This window comes from Nostoc sp. (assembly GCF_036917575.1).
Lineage (GTDB): Bacteria > Cyanobacteriota > Cyanobacteriia > Cyanobacteriales > Nostocaceae > Nostoc.
Map to the genome: position 1 here is coordinate 43,915 of NZ_JBALDC010000039.1, position 22,649 is coordinate 66,563.

The 22,649-nt window shown below is 41.6% G+C and carries 17 protein-coding genes and 1 tRNA gene; 10 read left to right on the forward strand and 8 right to left on the reverse strand.

Annotated elements, in window-relative coordinates; genetic code table 11:
- Window positions 1-398 precede the first annotated feature (398 nt).
- Complete coding sequence (locus V7K79_RS08895; protein ID WP_335046707.1) at window positions 399-1,568, forward strand: hypothetical protein; 1,170 nt, start codon at window positions 399-401, stop codon at window positions 1,566-1,568.
- A gap of 13 nt (window positions 1,569-1,581) precedes the next feature.
- On the opposite strand, the gene V7K79_RS08900 is transcribed toward V7K79_RS08895, so the two are convergent.
- Window positions 1,582-2,889, reverse strand: coding sequence for a recombinase family protein (locus V7K79_RS08900; protein WP_335046709.1), 1,308 nt, complete (start codon window positions 2,887-2,889; stop codon window positions 1,582-1,584).
- 269 nt (window positions 2,890-3,158) lie between these two features.
- Between V7K79_RS08900 and V7K79_RS08905 the strand changes: the two genes are divergently transcribed.
- The 7 genes from V7K79_RS08905 to V7K79_RS08935 all read left to right on the forward strand — a co-directional run bounded on the left by V7K79_RS08905 (window position 3,159) and on the right by V7K79_RS08935 (window position 12,456).
- Window positions 3,159-4,742: a type I restriction-modification system subunit M gene (locus V7K79_RS08905; protein WP_335046711.1), complete on the forward strand. Its 1,584-nt coding sequence runs from the start codon at window positions 3,159-3,161 to the stop codon at window positions 4,740-4,742.
- A 102-nt stretch (window positions 4,743-4,844) separates the two neighbouring features.
- Window positions 4,845-4,967, forward strand: coding sequence for a hypothetical protein (locus V7K79_RS08910; RefSeq protein WP_335046713.1), 123 nt, complete (start codon window positions 4,845-4,847; stop codon window positions 4,965-4,967).
- Between the two features lie 259 nt (window positions 4,968-5,226).
- Window positions 5,227-6,336 (forward strand): hypothetical protein, encoded by a 1,110-nt coding sequence (locus V7K79_RS08915; RefSeq protein WP_335046715.1) that lies wholly within the window; start codon window positions 5,227-5,229, stop codon window positions 6,334-6,336.
- A complete protein-coding gene (locus V7K79_RS08920) occupies window positions 6,329-7,654 on the forward strand; it encodes a restriction endonuclease subunit S (RefSeq protein ID WP_335046717.1) in 1,326 nt (441 codons plus the stop codon). Before V7K79_RS08915 ends, V7K79_RS08920 begins: the two co-directional genes overlap by 8 nt.
- Before the next feature lie 47 nt (window positions 7,655-7,701).
- Entirely contained in the window at window positions 7,702-8,295 is a 594-nt protein-coding gene (locus V7K79_RS08925; RefSeq protein WP_335046718.1) for a Uma2 family endonuclease, read from the forward strand.
- The gene (locus V7K79_RS08930) at window positions 8,282-11,740 is read left to right on the forward strand and encodes a type I restriction endonuclease subunit R (RefSeq protein ID WP_335046720.1); all 3,459 of its coding nucleotides are present in this window, start codon (window positions 8,282-8,284) and stop codon (window positions 11,738-11,740) included. The genes V7K79_RS08925 and V7K79_RS08930 overlap by 14 nt, the downstream gene beginning before the upstream one ends.
- The gene (locus V7K79_RS08935; RefSeq protein WP_335046722.1) at window positions 11,737-12,456 is read left to right on the forward strand and encodes a M48 family metallopeptidase; all 720 of its coding nucleotides are present in this window, start codon (window positions 11,737-11,739) and stop codon (window positions 12,454-12,456) included. Before V7K79_RS08930 ends, V7K79_RS08935 begins: the two co-directional genes overlap by 4 nt.
- 5 nt (window positions 12,457-12,461) lie before the next feature.
- On the opposite strand, the gene V7K79_RS08940 is transcribed toward V7K79_RS08935, so the two are convergent.
- The 3 genes from V7K79_RS08940 to V7K79_RS08950 all read right to left on the reverse strand — a co-directional run bounded on the left by V7K79_RS08940 (window position 12,462) and on the right by V7K79_RS08950 (window position 14,209).
- Window positions 12,462-12,534: transfer RNA gene (locus V7K79_RS08940), tRNA-Ala, on the reverse strand.
- 65 nt (window positions 12,535-12,599) lie between these two features.
- On the reverse strand, window positions 12,600-13,328 hold the full coding sequence (locus V7K79_RS08945) for an HAD family hydrolase (protein WP_335046724.1): 729 nt from the start codon (window positions 13,326-13,328) through the stop codon (window positions 12,600-12,602).
- The gene (locus V7K79_RS08950) at window positions 13,325-14,209 is read right to left on the reverse strand and encodes a class I SAM-dependent methyltransferase (RefSeq protein ID WP_335046726.1); all 885 of its coding nucleotides are present in this window, start codon (window positions 14,207-14,209) and stop codon (window positions 13,325-13,327) included. Before V7K79_RS08950 ends, V7K79_RS08945 begins: the two co-directional genes overlap by 4 nt.
- Window positions 14,210-14,778: 569 nt before the next feature.
- Between V7K79_RS08950 and V7K79_RS08955 the strand changes: the two genes are divergently transcribed.
- Complete coding sequence (locus V7K79_RS08955; protein WP_335046728.1) at window positions 14,779-15,960, forward strand: RtcB family protein; 1,182 nt, start codon at window positions 14,779-14,781, stop codon at window positions 15,958-15,960.
- Between the two features lie 490 nt (window positions 15,961-16,450).
- Here V7K79_RS08955 and V7K79_RS08960 read toward each other — a convergent pair whose 3' ends face one another.
- Together V7K79_RS08960 and V7K79_RS08965 are read right to left on the reverse strand one after the other, a co-directional pair.
- A complete protein-coding gene (locus tag V7K79_RS08960; RefSeq protein WP_335046729.1) occupies window positions 16,451-17,377 on the reverse strand; it encodes an Rpn family recombination-promoting nuclease/putative transposase in 927 nt (308 codons plus the stop codon).
- A gap of 162 nt (window positions 17,378-17,539) precedes the next feature.
- Entirely contained in the window at window positions 17,540-18,847 is a 1,308-nt protein-coding gene (locus V7K79_RS08965) for a dihydrolipoamide acetyltransferase family protein (RefSeq protein ID WP_335046731.1), read from the reverse strand.
- A 628-nt stretch (window positions 18,848-19,475) separates the two neighbouring features.
- Between V7K79_RS08965 and V7K79_RS08970 the strand changes: the two genes are divergently transcribed.
- On the forward strand, window positions 19,476-19,997 hold the full coding sequence (locus V7K79_RS08970) for a hypothetical protein (RefSeq protein WP_335046733.1): 522 nt from the start codon (window positions 19,476-19,478) through the stop codon (window positions 19,995-19,997).
- A gap of 62 nt (window positions 19,998-20,059) precedes the next feature.
- Here the strand turns inward: V7K79_RS08970 and V7K79_RS08975 are convergent, their stop codons facing one another.
- Together V7K79_RS08975 and V7K79_RS08980 are read right to left on the reverse strand one after the other, a co-directional pair.
- The gene (locus V7K79_RS08975; RefSeq protein WP_012412623.1) at window positions 20,060-20,509 is read right to left on the reverse strand and encodes a YlqD family protein; all 450 of its coding nucleotides are present in this window, start codon (window positions 20,507-20,509) and stop codon (window positions 20,060-20,062) included.
- Between the two features lie 42 nt (window positions 20,510-20,551).
- Entirely contained in the window at window positions 20,552-22,528 is a 1,977-nt protein-coding gene (locus V7K79_RS08980; RefSeq protein WP_335046735.1) for an AMP-dependent synthetase/ligase, read from the reverse strand.
- Window positions 22,529-22,649: the final 121 nt, after the last annotated feature.

Here is a 22,649-nt window from a genome sequence, read left to right on the forward strand (position 1 = left end):
TAGTTTTTATCTGGCTAATTTCAAAAATTTAGTAAGCAATTGCTACACTAATTCAATACTATGATAAGTATTTCAATATATATATAAGACTCATATTTGATTGCGTGAAAAAAACTCAGTACACCTTTATTCCTTCTTAATAGTCACCAGTCCCCAGTCCCCAGTCCCTTACCTCTACTAGTAATTCCCCAAATCAAATCGGATTGCTATATAATATTTTAATTTAAAAATAGTATAATCATTTACTACTTAAATAAATTATTTAAACGAAGAAAAAACCATAAAATTTTACATCTTAAATTTAATTAAGTAAATATTGAATTATCATATCTATGATATACAATAATTCAAGCAATTCTGCTAACAATAAATAGCTAAAAAGTTATTGGAGACTATCAATGAATTTACCTGTAGTTGTAGATGTTACTCTTGGTTTAGTTTTTATCTACTTAATTTTGAGCTTGCTAGCTTCGGAAATCCAGGAACTAATTGCCACATTATTACAATGGAGAGCTAAACATTTAAGAACTTCAATTGAATTACTTCTATCAGGTGGTAGTGAAAGTGAAAAATCAGATATTATTAATGCAATCCAATTGGTACAAAAACTTTATAACGATCCTTTGATTAATACATTGAATCATCAAGCCAAGGGTAAACTAGAAAAGCATTTTCAGGATATTAATAAAAACCCTGATAAACTAATATTAGAAAAACAAAGCGGTCCTTCGTATCTTCCTTCTGAAACATTTGCAACTACTTTATTAGATACCTTAAAAATTTCCCAGCTAATTAATCATGTTAAACATCCTAGTGAAGAAGCAAAAACTAATTTGTACATGATATTAGCCTCTTATAAAGAACTTAAAAAAGGTGTAAACGATCCGACAAGTGCAAGTTACACAAAAATTCAAGAAATTTATGGAGAGATTGACCAGAAATTTATAGATTTTGTTAATAATGAGTTACCTGATGAAGTACCTAATAATTTAATCAAGAGTCTTTGTGTAATTGCTCAACGTAGCAGAATAAAAGTTGGTGATCTCACAGAGGAAGCGAATCAATTTAAAAATGAAGTAGAAACATGGTTTGACCGCTCTATGGATCGAGCAAGTGGTGTTTATAAGCGCAATGCTAAAGGAGTTGCTATTTTAATTGGAATATCAGTTGCCTTTTTAACCAACACTGATACATTTCACTTGCTTAAAAGACTATCAGAAGATTCAGTTATCCGCTCTACTATTACTCAAAGTGCAAGTCAAAAAATCGATTATATCAATAATGAAGCAGACAGAAGGAATATTGAGAAATTATTAGGAAATTCTTCTATACCAATTGGATGGCAAAATATTAATCAACAGTTTGAGTTATTAGATAAGACAAAATCTAATACAGTTTATATCAGAATTTCACAAGTTTTTAAATTAATTTGTGGTTGGATAGTGAGTGGTTTTGCTATTGCTATGGGTGCGCCTTTCTGGTTTGATATCCTCAATAAAATTATCAATGTACGGAATGCAGGGCCAAAACCTGTTGCGTATACTAAGGATCAACCATCTCAAAAATAGCGTTTTGATTAAATCAAAAAATAAAAATAACTTGGAGTTTGAATTCTTTATTCTGAAGAGTAATGTCAATTTGTCTGATAAATTCTCGAAAGTAAAATCGTCGTTCTGTTTCCGACAAATCTAACCAAAATTGTGGTATAGAAACAGCTTGAGCAACAGAACGCAAGTTAACTGGGGGGAGAGTTGCTAGCTTTGCTTCGAGTGCAGAAATTTCTGTGCGGAGTTTGTAAGCCCTTAACTTTGCTGTTTCGTCATCTAAAATTCCAGTTTCAATTAAAGCGGGTAACTGAGCAAGTATTTCTTGCTGACGAGCGATCGCTTGCCCTAAACTATTCTTGACTGCATCCAACTGAGGAAAATTCATTCCTGCTACCGCCAGAGGTAAATCACGGCAAACGGTTTTAATGGTGCGTTCCAACACCTCTTGGTAGGAAATAGCCTTACACTTAGGGCGTTGCGGACAGCTAGTAGAACGTAAATAAAGATACTCTTTATCTTGGTTGCGTTGAGTAACACGGGTAACTGTCAGATGTGACTGACACTCAGCACAGACAACCAACCCAGCCAGAGAACGCGGTGCGCTAGCAGTTCGGGATGGTAAACGGCTGTTACGGCGTAAAAGTCGGTCAACTTGAGCTGCTTCTTCCTTAGAAATTATCGGAATATGGGTATTGGAGATAATTTCACCATTTTGGTAGGCTGTGTTACCGCGATAGACTGGATTAGTCAGCCAGCGTCTTCCTGTAGTAACAGAGATTTTCTTGCCGTATTTTTTCGCCAAGTAACGCACTGAACCCCGCAGGGAACCATAGAGTAAAAAGTGTTCAAAAAAATCTTTTACCACTGGTGAAGTACTGCGATCAATGGTATATTTTCCCTTACCTCTGCGATAGCCGTAGGGAACTTTGCCCGGTGGCGGTGCAACCTCAAGACGATTACGGGCATGTCCTTGGCGGATGCGGCGACTACGTTGCTGACGTTGGATTGCGTGTAGCAAATTCAGCAAGTCAGCACCCAGAGGGTAATTTTCGGAAGTGTAGGGTTGTTCAGTGGCGATTACTGCGATTCCCATGACTTCAAGTTGATTGAGACGATCGCTAATTTCCTCTACAGTATCTCCCAATTCTTCCAACCGACGAATCAAAAGATAATCTGCTGGTTCAGTTTGGCAATCGCTAAATAATTGTTGTAATTGCGATCGTTCAGAAGAGTCTGGCTTGCCCAAATCTTCATAAACCCGATCCACCTCCCACCCCCAATCGGCTCGATCGGGAGAAGATTCTAATAGCGGATCGGTGTAAGAGTAAGCAATTATTTTCAAAGGTTTAACGCAGCATCACAAAGAAATGATATCAGTTGTAACTACTAGCTTGACGACAAAACATTAAGTGATACTGTCCGCCTGTATAGGAATCCGATTTAATTCCTGAATCACTCGTAGAGGTAGGGGACTGGGGACTGGGAATAAGGAATAAAGGTGTACTGATTTTTGAACAAAAATCAAATATGAGTTCTATATTATCCATAAGTGGTGACACCCACGAAGTAAAGGCAAATTTCTGATCGTCAAAAGCCGGGGATTCTACTGTTATGGCAAAACTCACCCTTCCGAAGCTGGAACGTCACTTATTTGCGGCGGCTGATATTTTACGCGGCAAAATGGACGCTTCTGAATATAAGGAATTTATTTTTGGGATGTTGTTCTTAAAGCGGGCTGCTGATGTGTTTGAGGTGCGCTATCAGCAAATTGTTAAGGAATTTATAGATAAAGGGGAGAGTGAAGAAGCCGCTAAGGAAAGGGCTGACAACCCTAAACGCTATGTTCCAACTGATAGAGAAGCTTATACGTTATTTGTACCACCACAATCTCGTTGGAGTACTATAGTTAACACCTTTCATCAACAGATAGGTAATAAACTTAATACTGCCTTACATAGTCTTGCTGATGCTAATCCGGCGGTGCTACGGGATGTTTTTGAGCATATTGATTTTAATCGGCAGGTAGGTGGCAAAAGTACCTTAAGCGATTTGCAATTACGCCAAATGATAGAACATTTTGACAAGCGATCGCTACGGAATGAAGATTTAGAATTTCCCGATTTGTTGGGTGCGGCGTATGAGTATTTAATTTATTTTTTTGCTGACTCTGCTGGTAAAAAGGGCGGTGAATTTTATACTCCCCGTGGAGTCGTGAAGTTAATGGTGCGAATTGTCAACCCCCAAGAAAGGATGGAGGTTTATGACCCCTGTGTGGGTTCGGGGGGAATGTTAATTTTATCTAAGCAACACATAGAAGAACACGGTGGAAATTCCCGCGATTTGAGACTCTACGGACAAGACAATAACGGGGGAGTTTGGGCTATCTGCAAGATGAATTTATTGCTGCATGGAATCCCCAATGCTGTGCTTCAGAATGATGATACCTTGATGGTGCCCATTAAAGAGGGGGGTAACTTAAAGCATTATGACCGAATACTGAGTAATCCACCGTTTTCGCAAAACTACAGCCGGGGTAATAAAGATAACCCGATGGAGTTTATTGACAGATTCCGCGTTTTTTGCGCGACAAGTGGAAAAGCTGATTTGATGTTTGCCCAGCACATGCTAGCGGTGTTAAAGCAAGATGGGATTATGGCGACAGTAATGCCGCATGGGGTACTGTTTCGTGGTGGAGAAGAAAAGAAAATCCGCCAGCTATTTATTGAAGAAGATAATTTAGAGGCGGTGATTGGCTTACCACCACAATTATTTTATGGGACAGGGATTCCGGCGTGTATTTTGGTGATGCGTCCCAGAGGTGCTAAACCAAAAGCGACACAAGGTAAGGTGTTATTTATCAATGCTGATGCGGAATTTCAGGCTGGACGCGCTCAAAATTCTTTGCGTCCTGAACATATAGAAAAAATTGTCTCGGCTTATGAAGATTTTACAACCAATGCTGATTATGCTGGGATTCCTGGTTATGCGGCGGTGGTGACTCAACAACAATTGGCTGACTACGAATACAACTGTAATATTCGCCGCTATGCTGATAATACTCCACCGCCAGAACCTCAAGATGTGCGATCGCATCTTTTGGGTGGTGTACCCAAGTCTGAGGTGGATGCAAAGCAAGAATTGTTTACTAGTCACGGTTTTGACCCGATGACTTTGTTACAACGAAGGGTAGGGTAAACCCTTATTCTGTAACTCGTGCGTATGCCGAAATAACAAATGAGTTCGCAAAAGTAACAAATGAGTTCGCAAAAGCAACAAATGAGTTCGCAAAAGTAACAAATGCGATCGCAAAAGCAACAAATGAGTTCGCAAAAGCAACAAATGCGATCGCAAAAGCAACAAATGAGTTCGCAAAAGCAACAAATGCGATCGCAAAAGCAACAAATGCGTTCGCCAAAGTAACAAATGCGTTCGTCGTTATTGCAATACTGTAATTCTTTGGTGATGAGGTTTTTCGCGTCAGTTTTACCCCACCCTAACCCTCCCCTTAGAAAGGGGAGGGAACTGTATTTCTGGTTTCCCCCCTTTATAAGGGGGGATTAAGGGGGGTAATTTGACTTGTGTATACACCGTAAGCGGTAAGAGGTTGGGGGTGGGGTTCTTCGAGTTAAATAAGCAATCAAGTAGACATGATATAACAAGCTGATACGAATTAATAAATATGGAAGAATATTTAGATTTTCAGCCAACGTTAACGGAACGCGCCCAAATTAAGCAGCGCATTGAAACAGATGCAGGGATTGGACAACAGGAGGACAAACTACGGCAAGTTACTCTCAATTGGTGGCTGCAACATCAACAGCGTTTAATTGATTTGCCTAAAAACAAGCAGTTGATGAAGCTACGGGCAGAATTTTTACAGACCTTTGAAGCGGCGGTGCGTCCCATTGGTTTGTTAGATAGGTTTAAGACTATGGGAGTCATTGCTAGCTGGTGGGAAGATGCTTATGAGGTTTCTGCTGATTTGAAACGTTTAGCGAATTTGGGTTTTAAAGGTTTGATTGATTCTTGGGTGGATACAATTCGGGATGCTTTGGAAGATACGGAAAGTAAGCAATCTGGTAATAAGTTTGACGCTTTGAGTCACAAAATTGTCCCGGCGCTGGTTCCGCAGTATTTGCAACAGTTGGAAGATGCTGAGGCGGAAGTTGCGACTTTGGAACAGGAAAAAGAAGCCTTTGAACAAGGGGAGGAAGGGGAAGCATCGGAAGATGGGGAAAGTGTTAATTTTGTCAAGCAATTAGAAGAACAAGTGAAGGAATTGAAATATTCAATTAAGGATGGTCAAAAACGGCTGAAGGAATTGCTGGGAACTGACCGCAAGAAGGGGTCGATTAAGTATGAGAAAAAGCAGGGGAATGATCCGACTGATTTAGAAGAGGAATTGGGTAATCTGCAATCAATGGTGATCCCAAAAGAGCAGGAAATTGCCGAGATTGAGGTGCAGTTACAACCCTACAAGGAGATTTTGGAAAGGTTGAAGGAAGCACGTAAGTCTGTGCGGGAGTTGAAAGGGTTGCTTGTAAAAGAGTTGGAAGCTGCAAGTGCAGGTTTGAGTGAGGAGAAAGCGCAGGGGTTGGTGTTGGATTTGTTTAAGGCGGATTTGTTGATGCAGTTGGAGAGATATGTGAGTGAACACCGTCAGATGGTGATTGCTGCGGTTGAGAATTGGTGGGATAAGTATCGGGTGACATTGGCGGAAATTGAAAATGAGGAAGAGGAGGTTAATCAAAGGTTGAGTGAGTTGTTGAAGGGGTTGGGGTATGTCTAAAACCCTCGTTAAGTTTGAGACTTTCAATAATACACCTATCGGAAATTTTCCATTAGATTGGGATATTGTAGCTATCGGTGATATTGCTACTTTTGTGGGTAGTGGAATAACTCCTAAAGGTGGAAGCAATGTCTATAAGAAAGAAGGAATTTTATTCATCCGAAGTCAAAATGTTACTTTTGAGGGTTTATTACTAGATGATGTAGCCCACATTGATGAAAGAATTCACAAAATCATGAAACGCAGTGAGGTTTTTGCCCATGATGTCCTTTTAAATATCACAGGTGCGTCAATAGGTCGTTGCTGCCCACTCCCTGAAGGACTTGGAACAGCTAATGTAAATCAACATGTTTGTGCTATTCGTTTACCCAATCCTAATCGAGAGAATGCAATATTTTTATCATCTGTCCTTGCATCTTATATTGGCGAATCTCAGATTAATAAACTCAATGCAGGGGGAAATCGTGAAGGATTAAATTATCAACAGCTTCGTGCTTTTTTAATTCCTTTTCCTCCAACACAAGAACGTGCTGACATCGCTAAAATATTAGACGCAATTGATAAAGCGATCGCACTCACCGACATCCACATCACAAAACTCAAAAAAGCTAAAGCCGGACTGCTGCACGACCTCCTCACACGCGGTATTGACGAGCATGGCGAACTTAGAGATTATACACGTAACCCTGAATTGTTTAAGCGATCAGTCTTGGGGATAATTCCAAAAGATTGGGAAACTCCAACAATAGATGAAGTTACAGTAGATGATAGCCCTATCTGTTATGGAATTGTTCAAACAGGTTCATATGTAGAATCTGGCATACCAGTACTAGCTATATACAATATGGGTAGAGATTATAGAACTAATATTCATAAGGCTTCTCAATTAATTGAAAATCGTTATATTCGTAGTCGAGTTAAACCAAATGATGTTCTAATTTCTGTTAAAGGAACAATTGGACGGGTTGATATTGTTCCAAATTATTTTTTTGGAAATATTAGCAGAGACATTGCTCGAATCAGGCTAAAATCATATATTTTACCAAAATACGTTTTTCAAACACTTTCATCACAAATTTTACAGCTTCAAATCAGAAGAACAGCAGTAGGTACAACACGAGCAGAAATATCTATTTGGATTCTGAAGCAGCTTAGACTACCTTTACCGCAAATAGAGGAACAAGAACGTATTGTGAATTATTTAGACACACATAACTTTCGTATCAGTTCTCAAGAAACCCGATTAGAAAAACTCAAACTTTTAAAAAAAGGCTTAATGTCAGACCTCTTAACTGGACGGGTGCGCGTGAAAATTTAACCAAAAAATAACAAACCTGAGAAGAATATAAAATACAAGAAAAGGCAATGATTGCAACACCCAATAAATACCACTTAACCCCTGACGAATATCTTCAATGGGAAGCGAGACAGGAGATTAAACACGAGTATATAAATGGCAAAGTTTACGCGATGACAGGCGGGACAATTCCCCAGAACGCCATAGCTGTTAACCTCATCGCCGCACTTAGACCCCATGTCAGAGGAAGTTATTGCCGAGTTTTGGGAACTGAAGCCAAAGTGGGAATTACAGAAAAAGGTTCCTTCTTTTATCCTGATGTACTTGTAACCTGCAATGCCCAAGATAGACAAGCCATTCAAGTCATTCGATTCCCTAAACTGATTGTTGAAGTTCTTTCTCCCGGAACTGAAGCCTACGACCGAGGTGCTAAATTTGCCCAATATCGCCGCCTAGAAAGTTTGCAGGAATACGTACTAATTAATTCCGAAAGCATTGGTGTAGAAATCTTCCGCCTCAACGATCGCAGCAAATGGGAACTAACTTCTTATACCACCGATGACGAAATCGAGTTAATTAGCATAGAGTTTAAATTTCCTATCGCACTGCTGTACGAAGATGTAGAATTTCCGCCACAGGGGGCGCAAAATGACGGGACTTGAATATACATATACAGAACTACCCACAATAGAACAACTCCAAAAAATGCAACAACTTCCCGGCGGTTTAGGCTGGGAATATATCGAAGCAAACTATTTAGCAGCAATCCCCGAACAACGGGACGATTACCACGAAGTTCTCCTAATTCCCCGACTTCAGCGCCAACTCAGAGAAATCAACCTCGACGACAACGGACAACCCTGGCTAGACCAACGCCGCATCAACCAAGCCATCAGCCAACTGCAAAACCTCGGCCCCGGTAAACTGATGGAGAAAAACGAAACCCTGACAAAACTCCTCCTCACAGGCGTGAAAGTCGAAGGACTCACAGGAAAACAAATTACCATCAACCTGATAAACTTCGACCACCCCGAACGTAACGACTTCCTCGCCATCAGCCAATTCCGCATCGACCCACCGGGAGTAAAAGGCCCCAAAGGTCACTACCGCCCTGATATCATTTTGTTTGTCAACGGTATCCCCCTCGTCGTCATCGAATGCAAAGCCCCAGGTGCAGATATGCTCAAATCTGGGATTCAAGACTTGCTAAAATACTCCAACCAACGCCACAGCCTGCAACCCGAAGGAATTGAGCGCCTTTTTCACTACAACCAACTGATGATTTCCTGCACCTCCGGGCGGGCTGTCGTGGGTACGGTGGGGAGTCAACCCAAGCATTATCTCGAATGGAAAGACACCAGCCCTTTTGATTCCAACTTAATAACCCAGGTTTTAGACATCACAAACCCGACGCTTCCCGAAGAAGAATTAATCTCAAGTGCATCTAATTACTTATTACCTGAAGACAAGTCTGATATATGTTGTCCCACAGCGTTTAGATCCCCCCTAACCCCCCTTAAAAAGGGGGGAACCGGAGTCAAAGTCCCCCTTTTTAAGGGGGATTTAGGAGGATCTAATGAGGTTTTGTATTCTGTACAAAAATCCGGGGAGACTTTAGCAGCAGTCAAAAGCGGCGAAAAGTTAGAAGATTTAATTGACTTATCCAAACTTAACCGCCGCCAGCAACTCATCGCCGGAATGCTTCACCCCGCCAACTTGCTGGATATCCTGCGCCACTACATTCTGTTCACAACCAAACACAACCGTCGCATCAAAATAGTCCCGCGCTATCAACAATTTCGTGGCGTATCCAAAGCCGTTGACCGCTTGCTACACGGTAAAACTAAAACACAACACGGTAGCCAAGACCAGCGCGGCGGTATTATCTGGCACTACCAAGGCTCTGGTAAAAGCTTGGATATAATGTTTATCCTCCGCAAACTGCGGACAATTCCCCGACTTCAACAGTTTAAAGCTGTCATCGTTACCGATCGCACAGATTTAGAAGAACAACTTCAACAAACAGCAACCCTTTCCGGTCAAACTCTGCAAGTAGCAATAAGCATCAAAGATTTAGCGAAGAAACTGCGACAAACAGGGCCGGGTATTGTTTTTGGAATGGTTCAGAAATTTAACAAAATTAATGAACGCAAAGAATACGCTGATATTGAAGAGTTAAACAATGCTCTCAATCCCTCAGAAAACATTTTACTATTAATTGACGAAGCTCACCGTTCCCACAGCAACACCCTTCACGCTTACCTTTCCAAAGCCTTACCCAACTGCGCCAAAATTGGTTTTACAGGAACTCCCATCATCTCCGCAAAGAAAAAGAAAACAAAAGATATCTTTGCTCATGACGAAAATCCTTATATTGATATCTACAGTATCCGCGATTCCCAAAAAGATAAAGTTACCGTTCCCATTTTCTACGAAGGATTGGAAACAATGGGAGCAGTCAAAGGAGCCAACACCCTAGACCAACTTTTTGAGGTGCTATTTCAAGACTATACCCCAGAAGAACGCGCAGCAATTAAATCCAAATACGTTGGTAAGAAAAACGTCCTCAACTCCAAAGAACTGATGAAGGACAAGGCTAGGCATATCTTACGGCACTATGTCACCCGGATCATGCAGGGTAAATTTAAAGCTCAGGTAGCAGCAAGCGATCGCCATGCTTGCGTTTTGTACCAGCAATATCTTACCGCAGCCAAAGACGAACTGATTCAAGAATTAGAATCAAAAGCTGTTATTCTGCAAAGTCTGAAATTAGAATCAGCACCAGCCGAATACCGCACCCTGGTACAAGCTTATCCTTACCTCGATACCATCAAACGTTTAGAATTTGCGGCAATTATCTCCGCCGACAGCAAAAAAGACCCCCAAGCCTGGAAACAATGGACGGATGAAAATAACCATACCATCTACAAAAACCGTTTCTGGAAAAACTTAGATGAAGACGGTTTAGCTTTTTTAATTGTAAATAATAAACTCTTGGTGGGCTTCGATGCACCTTTAGAACAAGTGCTATATGTAGACCGCAGCTTAGTAGAACATGATTTATTACAAGCGATCGCTCGTACCAACCGCACCGCCGAAGGTAAAGACTACGGTTTAATTGTAGACTATTACGGTATCGACATCGCCGCCGCGATGAGTGTCTACGACCAAGAAGATGTCGATGGTGCTTGGTTTGATATCCAAGAAGAACTACCTAAACTAGACCGAGCTTATCAACGGGTAATGAACTTTTGGCAAAAACGCAACTTAAATATTTACGATGACCAAGAAGCTTGTGTAAATATCCTAAATCATGATGAGCAATCGCGTGCAGAATTTTATCAACTGCTGCGGGAGTTTCTGCAAGCAATGGATGCCTTTTTACCTCGTCCCCAAGCTTTGCGCTACCTGAAAGATGCGAAAAAGTTGGGAGAATTAAAGAAATTAGTCGATGATATTTTCCGAGATGAACCCCCAGAAGATGCTAAAGAAAAGGTTCAAGCCCTGATAGACCAACACATCCAATCTCATGGGATTAACCTGAAAGTCTCACCAGTAAATATCCTTGACTTAGACTTTGAGCAACGGGTACAACAAAGACGTTCCGTGCAAACTCGTGCAGCCCAAATGGAACACGCCATCCGTTACCACATCCGCACCCATCTAGATGATGACCCAGTTTATTATCGCAATCTTAGCGATAAACTAGAAGAAATTTTACAACGTTTAGGTGCAGATTGGAATGCGATCGCCACAGAATTTTTAAACCTAGCGCAAAAAGTCCGAGCCGAACAAACCGAAGTCAGCGAAAATCAACCATCAGCCCGAATTCGCCCATTCTTCAATGCTCTCATAGATACACTTGAGTCATCAACACCCGAAATTGCCACCCAACTACAAACCTTTACCACCGAACTGGTAGACTTTATCTACAACCAAAGTTATGTAATCGGCTTCTGGAACGACTTGGTAGCCAGAGAAAACCTCTGTAAAAATATCTGGCTGAAATTAGAAGATTTAAATGTCTTCCCAGATAGTAAACTGGATGGTTTAGCAGACCAAATCACCCAATTAGCCGAACGACACGATGCAAATCGAAGCAGATGAAAACCATTAATGTTGGAGAACTTTCCTTTGAACTGCGCGAAAGTCCCCGTCGTCGCACAGTTGAAATTACCATCGAACCTGACGGCCAATTAATCATCACAACACCACCTCAAGTCCCTGTAGAAAAACTAGGACAAATTATCGAACAACGCCGCTTCTGGATTTACAGCAAACTCCTCAAAAAAGCAGCTATCAAACCGCCATCTGCACAAAAAACTTATTTACCTGGCGAAGGCTTCCACTATTTAGGACGTAGCTATCGCCTGAAATTAGTAGATACCGCAGACAACCCCCTAAGACTTTACCAAGGACACTTTGAACTTTTGCGATCTGCTGAAAGCAGCAGCGCTTCGCTATCGCATCAACAGCAAGGTCGAGATTTATTTATTCAGTGGTATCGCGGTCATCTTCAGCAGCATTTAGAGTCAATTATTACATCTTTATCTAACAGAATCGGCAAAGCACCGACTTCGATGCAAGTGCGCGAACTCGGTAATCGTTGGGGTTCATGTAATCCAAAAGGTGATATTTATTTCCACTGGCGTGTTGCTTTGCTTCCTAGTTCCATGATTGAATATGTAGTCGTTCATGAAATGGTTCACTTAGTTCAACCCAACCACAATAGAGATTTTTGGGACAGGGTAGAGCGAATCTTACCTGATTGCGTGGATAGAAAAGAGTGGTTAGCGAAAAATGGCGCAACTTTCAATTTATAAACAAATGGAGAATAACGGATTTGAACCGATGGCCTCTGCGGTGCGATCGCAGCACTCTACCAACTGAGCTAATTCCCCTTAATCGGTGCTAAGTCAAGAGTACTATGACTCATTAATTTCAGACATTATCACCGTAGACTATTCTAACATTCAGTTGCCGATGGCTGAGGCTGTTTTTGAGAATAAACTTTCTGCACACGTTCGAGTTCCAAATCACTGAGATAATCAACAGTCCAGTTACAGCAGCGCTGGAGCATGTGGAATGGGTAAGTATTCGCTACACCAACAACTTGCATTTGCGATTGCTTCGCTGCTTCGATACCTGCTGGAGTATCTTCAATTGCCAGACACTCGTATGGTTGAAGATTCAAGTCGGGATATTCTTGATTCAGACGTTTTACTGCCAGTAGATAACCGTCGGGTTCTGGTTTACTGGTGGTGATGTCATCACCTGCGACGATAATTTTAAAATGTTCGGCTAATTTAGCTCGCTGGAGTACCAATTCTATTTCTTGGCGAAAAGCGCCACTGACTAATCCTAATTTTAAATTCCGCGATCGCACCTGAAATATTAAGTCTTCCACACCTGGATATAAAGGCAGTCTCTCTATTTTCTCTAGTTCGACCACATACGCTTGGGCTTTCCGGTACAGCAACTGAGTTAAATAGTTTTCATTGCCTACTCTACCACGATTAGCGAGTAGTTGCCCAAAACAAGCGCGATCGCTGCGTCCTAAAGAAGCTTGACGCTCATCGACACGTTGGGGTTGGAGATTTTCTTCCATGAGAATCTCATCGATCAGTTGCAGGTGGATTGGCTCATCGTTAATGATTACACCATTAAAATCAAAGAGAACTGCCTTTAAACTCATGCCATTATGCCAAATGCTGGAGAACCAAGTCCCTCCAAATTATTATCTACTGATGTGGCAGTATACTGACGGACATTTTCGGTTGAGAGCGGTTTAATGCCGCTAGTTACCTGATTTATCCACCATACATCCTGCGATCGCACTGCTTCAAATCCGGCTGCACCCATATTCGCGTCTATGCTACCAGCAGCATACTCACGAATATATGGCTCCTCAAAAACATCATTAAGCCATTCTAACTGACGCAGAGTCTTCTGATTCCCATCTAAAATTAACACTTGTCCTCCAGTTACCAGCAACCGGAAGCTTTCTTGCAGAATTGCTAGAGACACCGCATCTGGTGTTTCGTGGAATAGCAAAGAAGCTGTCACTAAGTCAAATGTTGCGTCACTCAAACCAGTTTTTTCAGCATTCCCGTGTCGCCAGAGTATATCTAAACCAGCAGTTCTAGCTTTATCTTCTGCCCTTACCAGCATATAGGGTGATAAATCCAAACCAATAACTTCCGCTTGGGGGAAAGCCTGTTTTAACATTAAAGTAGTGGAACCTGTGCCACAGCCTAAATCGAGTATGCGTCGTGGTTTTACCTTGATGGCATCAACTAAAGCTTGACGGACAATAATTTCATTCGGTGGCACAACATATTGGGTAATCGGATCGTAAGTAACTGCTGCACCGTAATTGAGATATCCGCCAGCAATACCGTGAAAGTTTTGATTACTGTAGTACCACGGAATTATGACATCATCTCGTCGATAGCGATCGCACTCTTTCTCCCAATCAATACTATCAGCGTAACGCCGTAATCCATCTTCATCAATCAAAAGACGCACTACTGGTGATAAAAAACGTTCCCAGATTGTATCTTGACGCACTGCCATATTGTGTCAGAACTTTAAGAAGCTATTTAAACAAACTCATTTTCTTTACAAATTTTAATACATCTGGCAATTATCTGCTTTCTCTGTGTGGTGATGGCTTGACTTTTGTAAGATTATACACTACATTTATACTACAAACAGATTATTCTTATGAGTAGTTCTTCAGCTTCAGGAAAATTGAGAGAGCCAAATGAAAAACAATACAACATTTAAATTGCTACAACTAACTAAGTAGTGAGTTATAAACTATAGCGATAATTATCGGTGCCATATACTTAATCATTACGAGTGACGCTCCTTTGTCGCTAGCGCTGCGCTAACGGTAGTTGCTCATCAGGGAAACCCAGACATTCTCTACGAGACGCTATACCGTTGGCGTACTTTTACAAAGAAGCAAGCTACGCGCAGTGTGTCGCAGACAAGCCTCTTATTCGCGTTAGCGTCTTTGTTCGCGCAGCGTCTCCAACAGAAGAAGGAGAAAAGAAGGTTTTACGCTGCGCTATCGCCAAGAAATAAGACCGTACTGCCTCACCAAAATCTAAAATTTAAAATCTAAAATAGAAACGATTATGCCCTACGAAAAGTTAGAAATTACCACACCAGCACCCGTCTTATCTTGGGCAAATCACTCTTTGGGGCCAGAAGAAACCAAGATGGCCAAGAATGTAGCATCATTACCATTTGTATTTAAGCACGTAGCTTTGATGCCAGATGTTCATTTAGGAAAAGGTGCTTTAGTGGGTTCTGTAATTGCGACCAAAGAGGCAATTATCCCTGCTGCTGTCGGCGTGGATATTGGTTGTGGGATGAGCGCTATCAAAACAGCATTTACTGCCGAACAACTAGAAGGTAAACTTAAGAAAATCCGCCTGGATATTGAAGCAGCAATTCCGACTGGATTCAACGAAAATAAAGACATTGAAAAATCTGTCAGCAACTGGCAACACTGGGATGATTTTAAAGACTTGCATCGTGGTGTGCAAGACTTACAAACTAAAGCAATGAAACAGATGGGTTCTCTCGGTGGAGGAAACCACTTTATTGAAGTGTGCCTTGATACAGAGAATCAAGTTTGGCTAATGTTGCATTCTGGTTCGCGTAACATCGGTAATAAACTTGCCCAGTGTCATATTCACACAGCTAGAGAATTAGCAAAGATGGCAGGTAATAAATTGCCTGACCCTGATTTAGCTCATTTTGTCGCTGGTACACCAGAATTCCAAGCATACTGGCACGATTTGCAATGGTCACAAAACTATGCGCGTGTCAACCGCGATGTGATGATGGCGCGTTTTAAGCATATAGTTGAGAAGCATCTCGCAGGTGGGAAAGCAACTAAACCTTTATTGCAGGTTAATTGTCATCACAATTACGCTGAAAAAGAAGTGCATTTTGACGAGGATGTATACGTTACTCGTAAAGGTGCAGTCCGTGCCCAAACTGAAGATTATGGGATTATTCCTGGTTCGATGGGGGCAAAGTCTTTCATCATTAAGGGTAAAGGTAATGCCCACAGCTTTTGTTCTTGTTCTCACGGTGCAGGGCGTTTGCTGTCTAGAAAGAAGGCCAAAAATGTCTATACACTTGATGATTTGATAGAGCAAACAAATGGTGTAGAATGCCGCAAAGATGAGGGTGTGTTAGATGAGATTCCTGGTGCTTATAAACCGATAGAACAAGTGATGGAAAATCAAGCAGATTTGGTTGAGGTTGTAGCAACACTTAAGCAAGTTCTTTGTGTAAAGGGATAAATAAGTAGGGTGGGCAATGCCCACTTTTTTCTTTTATAAACGCAGAGGTACGCTGAGTAATAAATAAGTATAGCGACATAAATAATTGTAATTATGACAAGGCAGGAGGCATGAGGGAAGAGGTTTTTAGCTATTTTTACCTTAATTGATATAGTTAAGTTTATTTGTCTCTTCCTACTTAATTGTTTGAAGTGAATCGACTGAGCAAATTAGAGTCATTTACTAGCGCTAGCGAAAATAAATTAATAGTGTAATTTGTCACGCATTAGTTTACTATCTTTTTTGTAGTAGCTCAAAAGTTAGTAAGCAAGATGAAATCTGAACAACTTTCAGCCATTGATGTGGCAAGCGGAAATATTGTGCCGATGAGTAGCAAACCTCCTAATAGCAAAAGAGTATCGTCAAAAAATTGAAGCAGAGGCAACAGAGCAAGGTGCTTGGTATGAAAATCTGACTTTTTTTGTAACTGGTCGAAAGGTTTAGACAAACTCTAATTTTCTATTGTATTTAGCCAATCCATTAAATCAGCCTCACTGGCAAAATCTAGTAATACTTCACCCAAGTCCTCTAACTGAGCCAAGGACAACTCTTGCAATCGAGATTGTAACTGAGAATTAATTGAACCAAGCCGACGAGTTAATAAACGTATCACTAGCCTTAGTTCTGATTGTCTTCCTTGTTCAATGCCTTGTTCAATGCCTTGTTCAATGCCTTGTTCAATGCCTTGTTCAATGCCTTGTTCAATACCTTGTTCAATGCCTCGTTGTCTACCTTCTTGTAGTCCTTCTTCAAGAATTTCTTGATAAATGGCAGATTCTCTCATATCTTGTCTCCTCAAAAACTGACGAATTAGTTCTGGCTCGAATACCAACCCTGCTAGAAGTTGGGTACATACCGAGATACTCTGCTTGGTGGCTTCTTCTTCAATCATACTCACTTGAACTGCTACCTGTTGGAGTAAGCTTTGAGGAGAATCTGTTCGCGCCAAAGTTGCCAGAGGTAATAAACCAGGAGATAACAATAAAGGTTCTGGATCTTGTTCCCAGATTCGGATAATACGGTAACGGTGGGTTGTATTGCGGGTAGTAAATTGATTTACAAATACAGCTTCTGAAGTTGTAGGTTTAAGGAAAATCACCACCTGCTCGATATCACAATTGTATTGTCGATATAGCCGCACCCAATAGTCCAACATCCTTAGTGGCAAGGGTGGAGTCGATGCTGGTAAGGTTTGAAACTCTAAATGCAGTATTTGATTAGCAGTTTGCAAAAAGGTTACTGAATCAGCACGAATTGGTTCTTGATTTAATTCTGTTTTGAGAATCTGGATATCCGTTACCTCAGATGCAAGTAAGTAGCGGATAAAATCTTCTGGATACTGCTCAACCAGATATTTAAGAGTATTGTCGTATGTCACTTTGATATCAGTTTAGACATAAACTTATGTAGAGATATGATATCGATACATAGTTTGTCCATCAAAAATTTAAGTCTACGTATTGTTTATTGTTAGCGCTACTTTGCAAAAAACTGCTGCTCGCTAATAGCGCTAACGTTTAAATTTGGTGTCTTTTCAAAACTACAGTGTCAAAGATTGAGGATTTGTCTCAATCAATTTTGCCAAATCTTGCAAGAACGCCGCAGCATGGGCACCATAAATAATTCGGTGATCTGAAGTAATATTGACTTGCATTTGTTGGCGCACGCCAAATAAACCATCGGGTGTTGCTACCACTTGCGGACGGGATGCCCCGATCGCTAAAATTGAACCTTGTCCAGGCGGCAAAATTGCATCAAATTTATCCACACCAAACATCCCCAAATTTGACAGGGTAAATGTACCGCTGTTGTATTCTTGTGGCTGTAATTGTTTTGCCCTGGCACGTTCTACCAAAGACTTCCAAGTACGCGATAGAGAATATATATCCACTGCGTCTGCATTTTGCAGCACAGGTGTAATCAATCCGCCATCATCCATCGCTACTGCTACGGAAATGTTGATATCAGAATGATAAACAATACCCTGGTCTGAGTAGCTAGCATTTAACAATGGGTGTTTTTGCAATGTCACTGCTACAGCTTTCGCCAGTAGCGCTGTCATTGTCACGCCTTTGGATTTAATTTGTTTATAAAGTTTGTCTAATCCATCAGTGGTAATTGTATAACCGACACGGAAGACGGGCACGGATATGGTGGCTACCATGTTCCGCACGACAGCATTTTGGAAGGTAGTTAGAGGCACAGTTTGACCAGGAACAGCTGCCACCACTGGTGTAGGTGTGGGTGCTGGTGTCCGAGGTGCTGGGGGTGTAACTGGGGCGCTGGTTGGTACGGGTGCTGGTGGGGCAACTGGGGCAGGGGCGGGTTGTTTGCCTTTATTAGACAATGCTTCTACATCTTCGGCGACAATGCGCCCGTGGGGGCCACTGCCTTGGAGTGTAGTTAAATCAACTTTGAGTTCTTTGGCTAACTTGCGGGCACGGGGTGAAACCACAAGCCTTCCTTCTTTGTGGTTAGAACCGTTTTGAGACGCTAAGACAGGTGTGGCGGCTGAGGCTGTGGCGGCGACTGGTTCAGGGGAAGAGGTTGGAGTAGCCGCTGCGCCGCCGGAATTAGCAACAGATTTGGCAGTTTCAATTTCAGCTTCCGTTTCGGCGATAAAGGCGATCGCAGATCCTACCGGGGCAGTTTCACCAGCTTCAACTATGATATGGGCAAGAAATCCCTCATAGAAGGTTTCTACATCCATATCTGCCTTATCTGACTCTACAACCACCACTGTTTCGCCTTTTTCCACTTTGTCCCCTGGTGATTTCACCCAAGAAACGATTTTGCCTTCCGTCATGGTGGAACTCAGCGCCGGCATAAATACTTCGTGAATGCTCATAGGGTGGTTTGGAAATCAATGGTTTATGGACTTTAACAGCTTTTGTCAGATCGAATTGTATCTTGATGGGAGAGTTTTAGACTGTTTATATTTTAGGTTGGAGATTAGGAATTGGGCATGGAGCCAAACAGTTACGTTTGCGGATAGCTAAGGTTTAGTCTGTTCTGAGTTATCAGTAAATAAGTAAAATTGCTTACTCAATACATCACTCTTGAAGGGCATAGGGTATTAGCTTTTGACTAATGACCAATCGATTGACTTTAGGAACCTAAATATAGCTTAGAGGTCTATAATACAGAGCTATCCTCTATGGTTAACCAATATCTCAATATCGTTTTAGTCATTGACTTGCAAAAACCACTACGAGTTTCTCACAGATTAAATGGGATTGCTATTTAATATTCCTCATAACCACTACTTAAGATACAGCAAGCGAATCAAAGGTTAGGACATCTTGAAAGCCTGGATGTTAGGAATAGTAATGTTTTACCTCCTGCCTTCTGCCTCCTGCCTTCTGCCTTCTGCCTCCTGCTATACAAGAGCTTTTCACGGATAGAGGATATAGGATGTAGTTCAATCTAGAATTCAAAACTGGTAATAAACCTATTTGAAATTCCTGTTTATTTTTATGTCGGCAAAGCTGAAATTCTTTTTGATTGTGATAGTGAGTATCTCTGCCACGGCTGGTGCAGGAGTTTATATTATCCAGCACCAGCAATCTGCAACGATTGTTGAGGCTAATGATGAGCAAACTCAGCAGATAAGAGCAATACATCAGTCTCAGGAAGTTGCAACATTCTCAGAGCGTTCTGATTATCAAACTATACCTTTAGAAAAGCTCGACTCATCTCTCCAAGGCAGTAATCCTACTACCCTAGCTCTGAATGCCTTTGAGGATATAGCAGTGGGAGGAACGCGAAAAATAGATGTAGTTTATCCGCAACCAAATCAAGCGTTAGTGACGATTACGCAAATCAAGCGGGGTAATAATTCAGTTGGGACGGTTAAATATCGAGTTGAGATGACAACCTTTGGGCGATCGCTTTTTATTAGCTCACCTCCAGTGTGGGAAATTGTTTGGGCTGGCTCCCAGGCAGAATGTTGGGCTGGGAGCCGCTCTCACACTAAGTTAAATCACATCTGTCATTAATCATTGGTTATTGGTAACAAAACAAATGACTAATGACTAATGACAACGGACAAGTTAAAAATTTAAATGTCGCCGCGAATTTCTTCGACAACGCCATCGCGTAGAACGATTTCGACTTGCATTTTGCTAATCAGGTTATCACCGATTTCTACTCGGAAAAAGCCTTCCATTTGAAATTGGTTGACTTCTTGATCTTGCTGGAGAAACTGTACTTGCTGGAGGTTTTGCAGCAACTGGTTTTTTTGCTCCAAAAATTCACTTTTCTTTTGATTGACTTGGAGTTGGATATTGTCAATTTGTTGGAGAGTCTGGGGGCCAGGTGGTTGCAGACTCTGCTTTTGAATTGCCGCGATCGCTCTTTGTCCTTCAACGTCTAGCTGTTGCAGTTGCTGATCGAGTTGATTGATCTGGGTTTGCAGCTGCTGTTGTACTTCCTCTTTCCAGAGGGGAGTCACAATAACTTTGACGTTAACGACGCGTTTGAGAAGCAAATTAGATTTGGAGACATCCATAAATATTTCACGTTCACTCTTTACAGTTAGCAGGTGGAATGATCAAGCAAACATGCCGTCAATAATATCGCGATAGCGTTCCGTGACGATATGTCGGCGAACTTTTAGTGTTTGTGTCATCAAGCCATTTTCGATGGAAAATGGTTCCAAGATGAGTTTAAACGTTCCGATGCGGTCATCCGGTCGATAGCCTGGACGATTTTGGACTTCCCGATTCAATTCTTGGCGAAATAAATCCTGGATCATTCTACTCTCGAAGTCAATTTTTTGACTATCTGAGGAAATTTCTTGATCGTTGGGCGTATCCAGCGTTAGATTTTGACTTGCTGCCCATTTTTCTAAGGCTTCGACATTGGGGACAATTAAGGCTCCCAGGGTGCGCCGATCTTGGCCGATGAGCATAATTTGATCGATGTATGGCGATCGCAAACACGCATCTTCGATCGGCTGTGGCTCGATATTTTCCCCGTTAGTCAATACAATCGTATCCTTAGACCTGCCAGTCAGCACTAAGTCGTCTTGTGGTGTCAGCCAACCCAAATCGCCGCTATCAAACCAACCTTCAGCGTCAATTGCTTTCGCTGTCGCTTCAGGATTTTGGTAATAGCCTTGCATAATCTGCGGGCCCTTCAACAATACTAAGCCCCGCTTCTCTATTGGTAAAGGCACTTTTGTCTCAGGATCAACGATTTTAGCTTCTGTTGCTGGAAGTGGTTGTCCTGATGCGCCAATCAAATTCCGCCAAGGACGCCGCACATGGGTGACAGGAGAAGTTTCTGTCAAGCCATAGCCTTGCAAAATCTGCACGCCAATAATTTCAAAGAAATTATCTATGTGTCTGGGAAGCGCACCACCACCGCTAATCATCTGCTTAACTTGTCCTCCTGTGGCTTCCCGAACTTTGGCGTAAACCAGTCGTTCTCCCAACGCATGGAGGGGTAATAAAGCCGATGCTTGTATCCTAGCTGCTAATTGTTCGCTACCTGAAGCATGAAGATTATTTAAGCTCAACCCTTGAGCAACTCGCCGCGCTTTGATATATTTCTCGCTACTGCCCAATAAAAAGTTAACTAGGCGTTGCTTATTCGCCGGTTGTTCGCGGAATTGCTTTTGCACTCCTTCATAAATCGATTCCCACAGGCGGGGTACACCCACCATGTAATTGGGTTTAAATTGTCTCAAATCCCCTTTTACAGAGCGCAAATTCGTATAAACTTGGGTGCAACCTTGAGATAGTAGGTAATATTCAACAGTTCGTTCATAGCTGTGCCACGAAGGTAGAATACTAAGAACAATATCACCAGTATTTGGTTGCAATACTGTCCCAAATGTTGTTACTTGGTGCATCAAGTTACTATAAGACAGCATTACACCCTTGGGTTTACCCGTAGTACCAGAGGTATAAATTAGGGTTGCCAGAGCGTCACGATTTTGCTTGACTGGCACAAAATGATGACTTTTTCCAATTTCGAGCAACTGTGTAAAGTTGAGTACCTTTAGAGTTTCGTTTGTTGGTGGTGCTTCATCCGAAAGTAAGATCACCACTTGAATTGGTAAATCTTTGAGACGATCTTGTAGTTTTTTAAGTGTTTTTAAATCTTCTAATATGATCGCTGTACTGCCGCTATTAGTGATAATAAATAGCAATTCTTCTTTTTCGGCTTGGGAACTACGCACTGCATCAACGCCTCCAGCAGTCATTATGCCTTGATCGGCAATAAACCACCGAGGACTATTGTCAGCAATTAGAGAAATGCGATCGCCTACCTTTACTCTCAACGCCTGTAAGCCAGCAGCAAATAGTTGCATTTGCTCTGCCAACTGGGTATAAGTAATCACTACTTCTGGTTTAACGTGAGGATTACGCAGAGCGACAATATCACCAAATCGTTGAGCTGCCAAAGGCCAAATTTCTGGTAGCGATTCCACATTTGTGTAATCTACCAATCGCTTTAATGCCTGTTGTTCTCGCTCACTGATGTTAGATAAAAAAGAAGATGTGGTTTGGGTTGTTGACATAATACCTTACTTAAAGATTTTAAACTGATCGTTTTCCAGCTTATTTTGTTATTACGCTACAATATCCAACCTTATTATCCACATACTCTTCTGTGTATGATAATTCCAGGAATTCCACGTT